14 protein-coding genes are annotated in these 13,227 nt (G+C 61.3%); 6 read left to right on the forward strand and 8 right to left on the reverse strand.

What is annotated here, in order from left to right; all coding sequences use genetic code 11:
- Positions 1-100: 100 nt before the first annotated feature.
- From C8C89_RS07355 to C8C89_RS07370, 4 genes are all read right to left on the reverse strand, one after another.
- On the reverse strand, positions 101-619 hold the full coding sequence (locus C8C89_RS07355; RefSeq protein WP_133989240.1) for a GNAT family N-acetyltransferase: 519 nt from the start codon (positions 617-619) through the stop codon (positions 101-103).
- Positions 616-1,560, reverse strand: a complete 945-nt coding sequence (locus C8C89_RS07360) for an EamA family transporter (RefSeq protein ID WP_101482875.1) — start codon at positions 1,558-1,560, stop codon at positions 616-618. Before C8C89_RS07360 ends, C8C89_RS07355 begins: the two co-directional genes overlap by 4 nt.
- 323 nt (positions 1,561-1,883) lie before the next feature.
- Positions 1,884-2,333: a glycine zipper 2TM domain-containing protein gene (locus C8C89_RS07365; RefSeq protein WP_101482874.1), complete on the reverse strand. Its 450-nt coding sequence runs from the start codon at positions 2,331-2,333 to the stop codon at positions 1,884-1,886.
- Positions 2,334-2,475: 142 nt separating this feature from the next.
- Positions 2,476-2,904 (reverse strand): Mpo1-like protein, encoded by a 429-nt coding sequence (locus C8C89_RS07370; RefSeq protein WP_133989241.1) that lies wholly within the window; start codon positions 2,902-2,904, stop codon positions 2,476-2,478.
- A 94-nt stretch (positions 2,905-2,998) separates the two neighbouring features.
- On the opposite strand from C8C89_RS07370, the gene C8C89_RS07375 reads away from it, so the two are divergent.
- Positions 2,999-3,523 (forward strand): DNA-deoxyinosine glycosylase, encoded by a 525-nt coding sequence (locus C8C89_RS07375; protein ID WP_133989242.1) that lies wholly within the window; start codon positions 2,999-3,001, stop codon positions 3,521-3,523.
- A gap of 26 nt (positions 3,524-3,549) precedes the next feature.
- On the opposite strand, the gene C8C89_RS07380 is transcribed toward C8C89_RS07375, so the two are convergent.
- Together C8C89_RS07380 and C8C89_RS07385 are read right to left on the reverse strand one after the other, a co-directional pair.
- The gene (locus tag C8C89_RS07380; protein WP_133989243.1) at positions 3,550-4,758 is read right to left on the reverse strand and encodes a hypothetical protein; all 1,209 of its coding nucleotides are present in this window, start codon (positions 4,756-4,758) and stop codon (positions 3,550-3,552) included.
- A gap of 106 nt (positions 4,759-4,864) precedes the next feature.
- Positions 4,865-5,731 (reverse strand): HDOD domain-containing protein, encoded by an 867-nt coding sequence (locus C8C89_RS07385; RefSeq protein ID WP_101482870.1) that lies wholly within the window; start codon positions 5,729-5,731, stop codon positions 4,865-4,867.
- Between the two features lie 291 nt (positions 5,732-6,022).
- Between C8C89_RS07385 and C8C89_RS07390 the strand changes: the two genes are divergently transcribed.
- Positions 6,023-6,601: a DNA-3-methyladenine glycosylase gene (locus tag C8C89_RS07390; RefSeq protein ID WP_133989244.1), complete on the forward strand. Its 579-nt coding sequence runs from the start codon at positions 6,023-6,025 to the stop codon at positions 6,599-6,601.
- Here C8C89_RS07390 and C8C89_RS07395 read toward each other — a convergent pair.
- Complete coding sequence (locus tag C8C89_RS07395) at positions 6,598-8,307, reverse strand: methyl-accepting chemotaxis protein (RefSeq protein ID WP_133989245.1); 1,710 nt, start codon at positions 8,305-8,307, stop codon at positions 6,598-6,600. The genes C8C89_RS07390 and C8C89_RS07395 overlap by 4 nt on opposite strands.
- 68 nt (positions 8,308-8,375) lie before the next feature.
- Positions 8,376-8,834, reverse strand: coding sequence for a cache domain-containing protein (locus tag C8C89_RS07400; RefSeq protein ID WP_133989246.1), 459 nt, complete (start codon positions 8,832-8,834; stop codon positions 8,376-8,378).
- Positions 8,835-9,110: 276 nt separating this feature from the next.
- Between C8C89_RS07400 and C8C89_RS07405 the strand changes: the two genes are divergently transcribed.
- The 4 genes from C8C89_RS07405 to C8C89_RS07420 are packed head-to-tail and all read left to right on the forward strand — an operon-like array spanning position 9,111 to position 13,189.
- Positions 9,111-10,475, forward strand: coding sequence for a lysine 2,3-aminomutase (locus C8C89_RS07405; RefSeq protein ID WP_243857928.1), 1,365 nt, complete (start codon positions 9,111-9,113; stop codon positions 10,473-10,475).
- 2 nt (positions 10,476-10,477) lie between these two features.
- Positions 10,478-11,830: an MFS transporter gene (locus C8C89_RS07410; RefSeq protein WP_243857929.1), complete on the forward strand. Its 1,353-nt coding sequence runs from the start codon at positions 10,478-10,480 to the stop codon at positions 11,828-11,830.
- Positions 11,775-12,623, forward strand: coding sequence for a fumarylacetoacetate hydrolase family protein (locus tag C8C89_RS07415; protein ID WP_133989248.1), 849 nt, complete (start codon positions 11,775-11,777; stop codon positions 12,621-12,623). Before C8C89_RS07410 ends, C8C89_RS07415 begins: the two co-directional genes overlap by 56 nt.
- Positions 12,623-13,189, forward strand: coding sequence for a carboxymuconolactone decarboxylase family protein (locus C8C89_RS07420; protein ID WP_133989249.1), 567 nt, complete (start codon positions 12,623-12,625; stop codon positions 13,187-13,189). The genes C8C89_RS07415 and C8C89_RS07420 overlap by 1 nt, the downstream gene beginning before the upstream one ends.
- Positions 13,190-13,227: the final 38 nt, after the last annotated feature.

Genomic DNA, 13,227 nt, shown 5'->3' on the forward strand with positions numbered 1-13,227 from the left:
TTATATTGATAACCGTTGATTGCATTCTCCCCCTCCCACTTGACAATGGGTTCACCCCGCGGTGCCGCTAGCCCGCGGGGATTTTTTTTGGAACTTACGCTTACCGTTCCAACGCGAAGGTTTTTGGCGTGCCCGCCGACAATTGCGTCAAGGAATCGCCAGCGACACGGCAGATGCGCCAGTCCGGCATCACGTCCGCGCCCATGCCCTTGTAGAAGTTGATCGCGTTCTCATTCCAGTCCAGCACCGACCATTCGAAGCGGCCGCAATCGCGTTCGACAGCCAGTTGCGCCAGCGCCACCAGCATCTGCTTGCCATAGCCCTTGCCGCGCACCGATTGCTTCACATACAGGTCTTCCAGGTACAGTCCCTTGCGGCACAGGAAGGTGGAAAAATTATGGAAGAACAGGGCGAACGTCACGACCTCGCCATTTTCCTCGCCGACCAGCGCTTCGCACGCGGGGTGCTTGCCGAACAGGCTGTCGTGCAGCATGGATTCCTTGGCGATCATCATGTGTTCGAGTTTTTCAAACACGGCCAGTTCATGGATCATGCCAAAGATGGCTGCCACGTCGGATGCGGTCGCGGGACGGATGGCGAGGGAGGAAGAGGTGCTCATGTTGCCTTTGTTGATGGAGTGGTGGAAAGGGTAGCAATGGTACTCGTCTTGCGCGCGCCCGAGGTCAGGGCCCAGGCCACGCTGGACAGGCATAGCAGCATGCCCACCCATTCGATGGCGGCGGGCCGGTAGTGTTCGAATTGCACTGACAGCAGCACGGAGATGACGGGCGTGACGACGCCGATGTACACGGTCTTTTGCGTGCCGATGCGCGCGATCAAGGTGAAATACGCGCTGAAGGCGATCACCGAGCCGAAGATGGCCAGATAGATCAGTCCCATCCAGTAACTGGGGCGCGTGGGCAGTTGCCAGGACTGGCCCGTGGCGATGGCCCAGGCGGCCACCATCAAGGTGCCCCACAGCATGGTCCAGGCCATGGTCAGCATCACGTTGCCCGAATGTTCTCGCACTTTCATGACGAGGGCATTGCCCACCGTGCTCGATATGGTGGCCACCAGGGCCAGCATGAAACCGAGCAGGAAATGGCCATTGCCACCGCCCAGAATATCTTGCAGCGCCGCGCCGATGGACTGGTAAAACAGCAGCACGATGCCGCAGATGGCGACAAACGCCGCGCAGCAGGTGCTCCAGGTGATGGGCGTGCCGAAGGCGATGCGGTTCAGCAAGGGCGTCCAGAACACCATCAGCGCAAACAGCACGCTGACGAGGGCCGACACCAGGTATTGCTCCGAGCTGTAGGTGCACACATAGCTGAGGGCAAACGAGGCCAGGCCTTGCAGCAGCATCCATTTTTGCGCGCGCCAGGGCAGGCGCAATGTATCGCCGCGCAAGGCGCACCAGGCAAACAAGGTGGCGGATGCGAGACCGAAGCGGTAGACCACGGAAACGGCAGGGGCGACATCGCCCAGCTGCAAGGTGATGGCCCAGAAGGTGGAGCCCCAGATCAGGCAGGCAATGATGAACAGGAGAGGAGAGGACATCGCGCGAGTATACGGGCATCGCGCATTCCGGTCGAGCTTGGCAAATGGAGGGGCGAAATGCGCGGCAAGATACCCTCAGGCATTGAGCCAGCGCAGTACTTCTGGAAAATGTTAAATTTATGAAAATATTTACTTTATGATCAAGTAAATATTTTTTGAATGGTATCGTTGAAAGGGGACCGCCATGCCAGCTTCACTGCAGATCAAAGTCTGGAGCGTGCTTGTTTACGTCATCGTGGCAACCGTGATTGCCATCAGGCTGCACCCTTCTGCCTTGCTCCTTGCCGGCGCCTTCGGCTAATGCCTGGGCGCCAGCCTGCCGATCAATGCGTGACGCGGGTCTTGCGGCCATCCGACAGCAGGCGCACACGTTCGCCCGGGCGGAACAGTTCATCGGCGTCTTGCACGATGGCGCGCATGTCGCCATTGTCCAGGCGCACGGTGATTTCCAGGCCGGCCTTGTTCGAGGCATTCGCTTCGATGCTCTTGCCGGCGATGCCGCCGGCGACCGCGCCGAGGATGCTGGCCGCGATGGCGCCCTTGCCGCCACCGACTGTCGAGCCGGCCACGCCGCCCAGCGCCGCGCCAGCCAGCACGCCGGTGCCCGTTTCGCCCTTGTCGATGGTCACTTGGCGCACGGATTCAACCGTGCCCATGCGAACCGATTGTTCATTCTGCGCCTGGCGCGCATTGTAGACATTCGCCGAGTTCGGTTGTACGGCGCAGCCTGCCAGGGTGGCGAGTAATGCCACTGCAATGATTGGTGCTTTCATGTGGGACTCCCTTGGACAAAAGTTAGTTGCCGATTGCGTCGACCGGCAGTAAAGATGCAGACTTATCATAAGGACACTTGTCGCAGATAACTAGTTGCGAATAGTAAAAATCTGTTACGGCCCCCGCGTGACCGCATGCCTCTCAATACGCCAGCCGCAGGCGCCGGTACAAAAAACCCAGCACGAACAGGGGGCCCACCAGTAAAAAGCGCAAGTCGTCCAGAAACGACGGTTTCTTGCCTTCGATCTGGTGACCGATGAACTGGCCTATCCAGGCCAGCACAAAAACACCCAGCGACACGGGCAGGATGGTCATCGCCGGCATGAGCAGCAGTACGCCCAGCATGGCGGCCAGCATGGCCAGCATGCCCACCGCAAACGGGCGCGACAGCTTGTAATAATAGTATAAAGCGAGAATACTGCCGAGCAGCGCCACGCTGGGATGCACGCTCCACAGCAGCCCCAGCAGGCTGAAAACGATCAGCGGCACGCACACGATGTGCACCCATTCATTGACGTGGTTGCGATGGCTTTCGCCATATTGGGTCAGCAGGGTATCGATGGTGCGCATGGGTGGTCTCTTGTGTTGGGAGCTTGTCCGGGAATTCTACACCGTCGCGTGGCCGGGTAAAATGGCCCTACGCCTTCCCTTCCGGATATCTCATTTGAATAGCCCTGCCTTCTTGCCAGACCATGCTGCAGATGCGCGCAAGCGCTGCTTTGCTCCCGTCATCGACGCCGGCACGCGCTTGCTGATCCTGGGCAGCTTGCCCGGCGAAAAATCACTGGCGCACAGCCAGTACTATGCGCATCCGCAAAACAAGTTCTGGATGCTGCTGGGCGAAGTGCTGGGCGTGCATTTGACCAGCCTGCCCTATGCCGAACGCTTGAGTACCTTGCTGGCGCAGGGCGTGGGCCTGTGGGACGTGGTGGCGCAGGCGCAGCGCACAGGCAGCCTGGACAGCAACATCCGCGCCCGCGACGACAACGACCTGGTGGCCCTGACCGCCAGCCTGCCGCAGCTGCATACGATCGCTTTCAACGGCGGCACGGCGGCGAAGCTGGGCATCAAGGTGCTGGGCGAACACGCGCAGCGCTACCGCATCGTCAGCTTGCCCTCGAGCAGTCCTGCCTACACGCTCGCCTATGCTGCCAAGTTGCTGGAATGGAAAACATTACAGCCGTTTTGATGCAGAACGCGGGCCGTGCCAGTTCCTTAGGCCGGTGCGTACGGCTGCGCTTCCACCGGCTGTCCCTTGGCATCGAATTTCAAGGCCACGGACAATTGCGTCACGCCAATGGTAGCGAGCGCATCGCAGATGTCGTCGACTTCGTCCTGCAGGTCGGCAGCCAGGTCCAGCGGCTTGTCGGCGCTGTGCAGCAGTTCGCCGCCCGCCGTGGTGACGTTGACGCGCAACAGCATGTCGCCGTGCTCATCGGCAGGGCCGACGACCACCGAGACATCCGCAGCATCCACTTTGTTTTCCGCCAGCGCGTGGTTGATGCCCGACATCATCTGCAGCATCGCATATTCGCTCATGCCTTGTTCCTTGCCGCCATGGAATAGATCCTGGTAGAGGAAGCTCACTTCCAGGGCGCTGCCGGCCGGTGCCAGGCAGCGCTTGACGAGCTCGCCCACTTCCGTCGTCCATTGTTGATAGCGGGCCATGCGCGCATCGAACCAGGCGTCGAGCGCCGCTTCATCCTTCGGTTCCGCATAGAAGGGGTCGTCCACGCGTTTCAAGGCAAAGCCCAGCAGGAAGCGCAGCTCGACGGCCGTATCCTGCGGGCCGAAAGCCGTCTCGCTCCAGCCGACGATGCTGCTTTCCAGGCCCGGCGTGGCGACGATTTTCTTGTCTGTCATCGACGAGTACGCATCACGCACCATCTCGTGCAGGTGGCTATAGGTGATGCGGTCGATTTCATCGAGGTCGTAGGCGTGGCTCATCAAGACGACCTTGGCCTTGGCGCTTTCCAGTTGAGACTGTTGAAAACTCTGCACCAGCGCTTCGAATGCGTCCTGGTCCTGGAAACTGTCCGCTTCCCGCAGGCCGCCCGTGCTTTGCACCAGCAGGGGCACGACAAAGGCGTTGATTTCCATGGCAGGGGCATTCTCGCGGCGGATCACGGAGATGGACGCCGCTTCCTCGATATGGCTGCGCAGGTACTGGTAGGCGCCCACGTCTTCGTACTTGGCCCGTTCGATGGCGTCGTACAGGATTTCATCCTTCTTTTGATTCAAGGCCTTGCGGATCAGGCGGCCGAACTCGACGGCTTGCTCGGCCAGGACCGTGCCCTGCGATTCGCTGTCTTCCTGCTCCGCCAGGTTCAGGGCCATCGTGCACAGCATGCGCGTGACGGACTCATCCTTGTCTTCAGGCGTGTTGGCGGATTTACGGGGGACAGGGCGCTTATTTTTGGGCATGGCGATCAACAGGTTAAGAAATACGGGTCAGGCAAACGGAAACAGGCGCCAAGGCTTTGCCAGGCGCCGGGACAGATGATACAGGCGGACGCGGCCGCCTGATACCTCAATGGTCGGTATCGAACATCTCGTGCAGCTCGTCGAGCAGGTCGGCGGCTTCTTCCTGCGACAGGCCGAGATGCTGGCAGGCAAGTTCGCCGCCCTTGTCCCACTCCAGCGAGGTACTGTTGCCATGGTAGCGCTGAATGCCCTTTTCGGCCAGCAGCGACAGGGCGACGAGCGAGCGGATGGCGTCGTCCGTGGACGGGTCCGCCAGCACCGTGTAGTCGTGGTGGTGCAGGATGGCCCAGGAGACATCGGAAGACAGGCCCCAGTTGCGCGCCAGCAAGCAGCCGATGGCTGCGTGGTTGGTCTGGTGGCGCGCGTCTTCCAGGCTGGTAAAGCAATTGTGCGCATCGTTGGCCGCCGCCGCGTAGGTCTTGACGTAGTCGGGGAAGCGGTTCATCAGCAGGGGCACGCCGATATCGCAGAACAGGCCGAAGGTATGGGCGATGTCGGGCGGGGCGATGCGCAGCTTGCGCGAGGTAAATACCAGGGCGCGCGCGCGCTTGGCCGACACATCCCAGAAGTTGGTCAGTTCCACGCCTTCCGCTTCCAGCGCCTGGCGCGCCAGCAAGCCCGTCATCATGGCGCTGCACTGGTTAATGCCGAGAAAGTTGATGCCTTGCTCGACGGATTTGGCCTTGCGCGCGGCGCCGTAGAAAGGCGAGTTGGCCAGCTTCAGCAGGGCGCCGGACATGCCGACATCGTCGGCGATGATGCGCGCGATGCGGCGCGGCGACGGGTCGTCTTCGGCCAGTTCGCGCTGCAAATCGACCAGCAGGCTGGGACGTGGCGGAATGCGGATGGAACGCATCAAGGCGTCAACCGGATCTTCCTGCACTACCTGCTTTTGCGCTGCCGCTCTCATCATCACGCTTTCATCATCATTTTTGTGCCCGGTGCTTATTCTGTCGCGCGCTGCCGCTGCCCGCTTCATGAGCGTCTGGCGCAGTGCCCGACGATTATCGCTGTTTATGCGTGGCAATAGTTCATCTCGACAATATATTCTGGAAAAAATCCCCATTTTGATCGTGTCGATACGCTATTTTCGTCATTGTACGACGAGGTCCATCCCTGAATTTGTGATTAAAATATCAAGTTTTATTTGTTTTCAAGGCGGCGGGGCGGCGTGTGGTGGATAGTGCGGCAGTACAATTACCGTATGAAAAAACTCCTTGCCGGTATCGATTTTGCGGACGATTCCAGCAGCGTGGCGCGCCAGCTGATCGGCGTGACCGTGCTGGTTGACGGCGTGGGCGGGCGCATCGTGGAAACGGAAGCGTATGACCGGCTGGACCCTGCTTCGCACACGTATGGCGGCATGACGCCGCGCAACGCCGCCATGTTCGGCCCGCCCGCGCACGCCTATGTCTACCGCTCCTACGGCATCCATTGGTGTTTGAATTTTGTGTGCCGCGAAGCGGGCCATGGGGCAGGCGTGCTGATTCGCGCCATCGAGCCGCTGGCGGGACTCGATGCCATGCGCCAACGGCGCGGCGTCGAGGATCTGCGGCTGCTGTGTTCGGGGCCGGGTAAGGTGTGCCAGGCGCTCGGTGTGAGCCACCTGCAGAATCGCCTGGCGCTCGATGCACCACCGTTCATGCTGCTGGCCCGCGAGGATGAACTGACAGTGCAGGCGGGGCCGCGCATCGGCATCTCCAGGGCGATGGAGACGCCGTGGCGCTTCGTGCTGGCCGGTTCGCGCTACCTGAGCAAGCCCATGCGTACACCTGCCAGTTAATCGCGCATCTGGCCACGCTGGCGCTGCGGCGCATTCTTGGCGCCGCGCAGGCCGGGCATGCTTCGCAGCGGGCTGTGCACAGCGCGTCTGTCCTGGCCCGGTTTCCTGGCCGGATTCAGGAAGACTTCATCGTCTACGCTGGCGGGCGTCGTTGGCGTGGTGTGATCCAGGGTAAAGACGCTGACTGCCGCCGACAATTTGACGGCCTGGTCCTGCAAGCTGGCTGCCGCCGCTGCCGCCTGTTCCACCAGGGCCGCATTGTGCTGCGTGACGTCATCCATTTGCGTGACGGCCTGGTTGACTTCCGTGATGCCCGACGCCTGCTCGGCGCTGGCCTGTTTTACGCGCTGGATGATGTCATGGACTTGCTGCACCGAGGCGACGATGGCGCCCATGCTGTCGCCCGCTTGCTGCACGGCCACGCTGCCGCCATCGATGGTCGTGACGGATGTGGCGATCAGTGTCTTGATTTCCCTGGCGGCCAGCGCCGAGCGTTGCGCCAGGGTGCGCACTTCGGACGCCACCACGGCAAAGCCGCGGCCTTGTTCGCCCGCGCGCGCCGCTTCCACCGCCGCATTTAGCGCGAGGATGTTGGTTTGGAAAGAAATGCCGTCGATCACGCCGATAATATCCACGATCTGGCGCGAATTGGCGCGTATCGTCGCCATCGTCGTCACCGCTTGCTGCATCGATACTCCCCCGTGTACGGCCAGGGTGGACGCTTGCCCCGCCAGCTCGCAAGCGAGCTGGGCGTTGGCGGCGTTGTCATTGACGGCTTGCGTCAGCGCTTCCATGGCGCTTGACGTTTCTTCCAGCGCACTGGCTTGCAGTTCCGTGCGCGCCGATAAATCCAGATTGCCGGCGGCAATTTCGCGCGAGGCCGCGTCGATCGATTGCACGGCGCCCCTGATGGTACGCAAGGTCTGGTTCAGGTGGGCGATGGCCTGGTCCAGCACGCGCGACGTGGCGGCGATCTCGTCATTGCCCTGCTTGGGCGCACCGGACATCAGCTTGCCCGCCGCCAAGTCTTGCACCGCGTCGGCGATGCCGCGGATTTCCACCAGCATGGCGCGCCGCACCAGCATGGTCACCACGATGGAGACCAGGATGGAGAGCAGAACGGTCAGCAGCAGGCTCCAGCCCAGGCTGCGAAACTCGGCGCTGGCCGCCGCATGGGCCTGGCGGCTGAGCGTCGTTTCCAGGGCAGACAGCTGCGCCAGCTGCGTATTGAACTGGCCGAATTGCGTTTCCGCCTTGAGCATGGAATTGGTGGCGATCGACTGATCCATCTGCGCCATTTCCATGGTTTCCAGTACAACCTTGCGATAGCCGGCCAGGGCCGTGATGGCGGCATCGACCAGGGTGCGCTCGGCGCCCGTGGCCATGGCGCGCAGCGAGGCCAGCTGGGTGCCGATGGCCGCGTGGCGCGCCTTGATCTGTTGTTCCAGCGCGTCGATGCGGGCTTTGGCGAAGCTGCCATTCGTCCATGACAGCAACTGGTACATATTGCCGTGCACCTGCTTGGCCTCGCCTAGTATGTCGGCGGCCGCCTTCAAATGCGTGATGCGCACGCGCACCATGTTTTCCAGCGATGTATTTTGCCGCACCATGCCATACCAGGCACCGGTCGAGCTGAGTATCAGCAGCAGCAAGACCAGGGCGGGCGCCAGCAATAATTTTGGTCCGATGCGTAATGTATTGAGCATGCTTGACTCCTGGCGATGGCTGTTCCAAGCGCTGGCGGCGCACGGCGTTCGTGCGCGCAGCCCCGGTTCTATTTCTTGTAGATGCCCGCTTCCAGCACCACATCGTTGACGCGCAGGATATATGTGGTCTTTGGCTCGATCTTGCCGCTGACGGGGTTCTTGTACTGGTAGTCGACCCAGCCCTTGCCCTGCTTTTGCGCCAGTTCGATGATTTCACGGCGATATTTCTTGCCATTCGCGTCAGGCACGTCCGTCAAATCCTTGCCCACGATGGAAGCATTGATGGGGTGGGCGAGCACGATGCCCGTCTTGATGTCGCGCATGTCCACATACAGCGAGCCTTGCACGAAGTCGGGGTCTTTCGCCGTGATTTTCTTCATCATCTCTTCTTTGCCATGCGCCTTCATGAAGGCGGCGCCCCGTTCGGCCATGGCGATGGCGTCTTTTTCCGTTGCTTCGACTGCGGCATTGACGCTGCCGCCGACAAATGCCAGGCACAGCAGGCTACCCGTGAATAAGCGTTTCATGACAGCTCCTTGTGATGTCGAGGGATGTGTTGCCAAGCCGTAATTTACGTCGTCGAGGGCCCCATCAAATTGCGATGGAACAAACTAAAGAGTTGCTTGTAGGCAGCGAGCCAGGTATCGGCATGCTTGTTGATATGTGGCAATTTGGTTCTGTATGGCAAGAATTATCATGACTTTCACAGCATGCCGAGCAGGCGTTGCCTGAGGGGGCTGCAATTGACCGATATAGGGCCAATTTCATGAAAGTTATCGCTATTTATAGGCAAGGAGACTATCGTGTCCGCACTCATTACCGAGCCGTTTCCACCCAAGTTCAAGCCGTACACGCGGCAAACCATTCATCAGGCGCGGCAGTGGAAATGGCTGCCGGAAGAGCAGCGTGTCGCCGTGCAAGTGGTCTCGCACGTCTTGCCGTTTCGCACCAATGCCTATGTGCTCGACCAGCTGATCGACTGGAACAATATTCCTGATGATCCCATCTACCGCCTCGTTTTCCCCCACCGCGACATGCTGCCACCCGAGCAGTACGCCCACTTGCGCGATCTGGTGCTGGTGCAGCGTGACAAGGCCGCCATCGATGCCTATGTGCATGATATCCGCCTGGGCATGAATCCCCATCCGGCCGGGCAGATGACGCATAACGTGCCGAAAATCAACGATGCACCCGTGCGCGGCCTGCAGCATAAATATGCGCAAACGGTGCTATTTTTCCCCAGCGCGGGCCAGACGTGCCACGCGTATTGCACCTTCTGCTTCCGCTGGCCCCAGTTCGTCGGCATGGACGACATGAAGTTCGATGCGCGCGAATCGCATGAGCTGGCCGCCTACCTGAAACTGCATCCGGAAGTGACGGATGTGCTGATCACGGGCGGCGACCCGATGATCATGAATACGCGCCAACTGGCAGCCTACCTGGAGCCGCTGCTGGAGCCGGGCCTGGAGCACATCCAGAACATCCGCATCGGCACCAAGGCAGTGGCGTATTGGCCGCAGCGCTTTGTCTCCGACCGCGATGCGGACGATTTGCTGCGCCTGTTCGAGCGCATCGTCAAGGCGGGCAAGAACCTGGCCGTGATGGGCCATTACAGCCATGCCGTGGAATTGCGCCAGGACATCGCGCAACAAGCGCTGAAACGCATCGTCTCCACGGGCGCCACCTTGCGCATGCAGGGGCCGCTGATCCGCCACATCAATGAAGACCCGGCTAGCTGGGCGGAGCTGTGGCAGACGGGCACGCGCCTGGGAGCGATTCCGTATTACATGTTTGTCGAACGGGACACGGGGCCGCGCGGCTATTTCGAGTTGCCCTTGGCGAAGGCGCATGAAATTTTCCAGGCCGCCTACCAGATGGTGTCAGGCCTGTCGCGCACGGTGCGCGGCCCGTCCATGAGTGCCTTTCACGGCAAGGTCGTCATCGATGGCATCGTCAGCATCAACGGCGAAAAACTGTTTGCCCTGCAATTCTTGCAGGCGCGCAATCCGGATTGGGTGCGCCGGCCGTTTTATGCCAAGTTCGATGCGGAAGCGACGTGGATGGACGATTTAAAGCCCGCGTTCGGCCACGCCAAGTTTTTCTTTGAAACGGATGAGCCTATGCCGCAGTTGCCGCATAAAATCATCCGCCTGGCACAGGCCGCCTGAGCATGCACGGCGCCGACGCGTCTTCCCGTTCCGGCGTGGCCGTGTTTTGTCTGGTGTTCCTGCCGTTTGCGCTCGGTCATTACCTGTCGTGCCTGCTGCGCGGCGTCAATGCCGTTCTGACGGCGGAGTTGCTGGCCTCTGTCGCCCTGACGCCAGCGCAACTGGGCCTGCTGACCAGCGCCTTTTTTCTCGCCTTTGCGCTGGTGCAACTGCCGATCGGCATGGCGCTCGACCGTTACGGCCCCCGCACGGTGCAACTGTGGCTGCTGGCGCTGGCGCTGGCGGCCCTGGGCGTGTGGCTGTTCAGCCGGGGCCACAGCTTTGCCGAGCTGATTTTGGCACGGGCTGTTATGGGGGCGGGCCTGGGCGGCTGTTTCATGGCCGCCGTGAAGGCGATCTCATGCGCCATCGCGCCATCTCGCCTGCCTTCCGTGCACGGCTACCTGATCGCCGTAGGCGGCCTGGGCGCGGCCACGGCCACCATGCCCGTCAAGCTGGCCTTGCATTACACCGACTGGCGCGGCGTATTCCTGGGCCTGGCGCTGGCGGCGCTGGCCATCGGCGTGCTGATCCGCCTGCTGTCGCCGGCCATGTCCGGCCGCGCCCCCACGCACACGGTGAGCAAGGTCAGTGTCTGGAATGTGTACCGCGACGTGGCCTTTCGCCGCACCATCGCGCTGATCCTGCTGCCGCACACGGTGTTCTTTGGCGTGCAGGGCTTATGGATAGGGCGCTGGCTGGCCGATGTGGGTGGCCTGTCCGATGACAGCGTGGCGTATCTGTTGTACCTGGGCATGGCGTCCGTCATCTTTGGCGCCATCGGCATGGGCATGCTGACGGAATGGGCCGGGCGGCGTGCGATTGAACCGATGCAAGTGGCGGCCGCGGGCCTTGTCCTGTTTGTTGCCGTGCAAGTGGCGATGGCATGCAATGTGGTGCCCAGCCTGCCTTTGCTATCCGTGCTGTTTACCTTGTTGGGCACGGTGACGGGCCTCGAGTATGCGATCGTCGCGCAAAGCATGCCGTCCAGCTTGACGGGCAGGGCGGCCACCTGCCTCAATTTACTCATTTTTACGGGCGCCTTCCTGGTACAGGCGGGCTTTGGCCTGATCCTCGGCTGCTGGCCCCTGAACAGCTTGCAGCAGTATCCGCCGCAAGCCTACCAGGTGGCGTTTGGCGTGCTGGCAGCCTTGCAATTGCCGGGACTTGCGATGTTTTTCATTCGACGTTACAGGCGTGCCGGGCCATCCGGTAAAATGGCGGCCTGCACAGCGGCAATGATCAACTCCAAGGAAGACTATGAAACTCGTTCGTTATGGACGTCCAGGCAAGGAAAAACCGGGCCTGATCGATGAAGAAGGCAAACTGCGCGACCTGTCCGGCGTGATCGCGGATATTGACGGCGCGCAACTGTCCGACAAGGCCTTGCGCAAGCTGGCCAAGCTGGACGAAAAGACCTTGCCCCTGGTGCGCGGCAATCCCCGCTTCGGCGTACCGCTGGCGAAAGTGGGTAAATTCATCGGCATCGGACTCAATTATGCGGATCACGCATCCGAGTCCGGCATGCCGATTCCGGCCGAACCCATCGTCTTCATGAAGGCAATTACTTGCCTGAATGGCCCGGACGACAATGTCGTGTTGCCAAAAGGCTCGAAAAAGACGGATTGGGAAGTGGAGCTGGGCGTGGTCATCGGCACGCGCGCGCAATACGTGAGCGAAGAAGACGCCCTGAAATACGTGGCTGGCTATTGCGTCGTCAACGATATTTCCGAGCGCTCTTTCCAGCTGGAACGGGGCGGCCAGTGGGATAAAGGCAAGGGCTGCGACACCTTCGGCCCCGTTGGCCCGTGGCTGGTGACGCGCGATGAAGTCATCGACGAGCAGGATCTGGACCTGTATCTGGAAGTCAATGGCAAGCGCATGCAGACGGGCAATACGCAAACCATGATTTTCACGGTGGCGCAGATCGTCAGCTACTTGTCGCAATTCATGACCCTGGAACCGGGCGACGTTATCGCCACGGGCACGCCGCCGGGCGTGGGTCAGGGTCGCAAGCCGCAGCGTTTCCTGAAAAAGGGCGACAGCATGCGCCTGGGCATCGCCGGCCTCGGCGAACAGCAGCAGGACGTGGTCGCCTGGACTGCCTGATGGCCGGTAGCGATATCGACCGCTTGCCGCCGCTGCCTTTGACGCAGCTCGACGCCCAGCAGCGCGTGGCCGCGCAAGCCATCATCGACGGTCCGCGCGGGGCGCTGTACGGCCCCTTCGTGCCGCTGATCCGCAGCCCCGAGCTGATGGAAACGGCGCAGCGCATGGGCGAGTATTTGCGCTACCGCAGCGCCATCGGCACGCGCCTGTCGGAGCTGGCGATCCTGGTCACGGCGCGTCAGTGGGACCAGCAGGTCGAGTGGGCCATCCACGCGCCGCTGGCCGTGCAGAACGGCATCGCGCAAGCGGCCGTGGACGCCATTGCCGCGCGCCGCGCGCCGCTTGCCCTGAAAGAAGAAGAGCAAGCCGTGCACGACTTTTGCATCGAGTTGCAGCAGAACAAGCGCGTCAGCGATGCTACGTATGCGCGCGCGCTGTCCCTGTTTGGCGAGCACGGCGTGGTGGACTTGATGGGTATCAATGGCTACTACACTTTCCTGGCCATGGTCATGAACGGGGCGCAGACGGCGGTGCCGGCCTTGGGCGTGCCGCCCCTGCCCGCCTGATTGAAAGAGTTCTTCGGGCAAAGATGGACAAAGTGTAA

Origin of the sequence: Janthinobacterium sp. 75 (assembly GCF_004365495.1) — a bacterium.
In the GTDB taxonomy this organism is placed as follows: Bacteria; Pseudomonadota; Gammaproteobacteria; order Burkholderiales; family Burkholderiaceae_D; genus Janthinobacterium.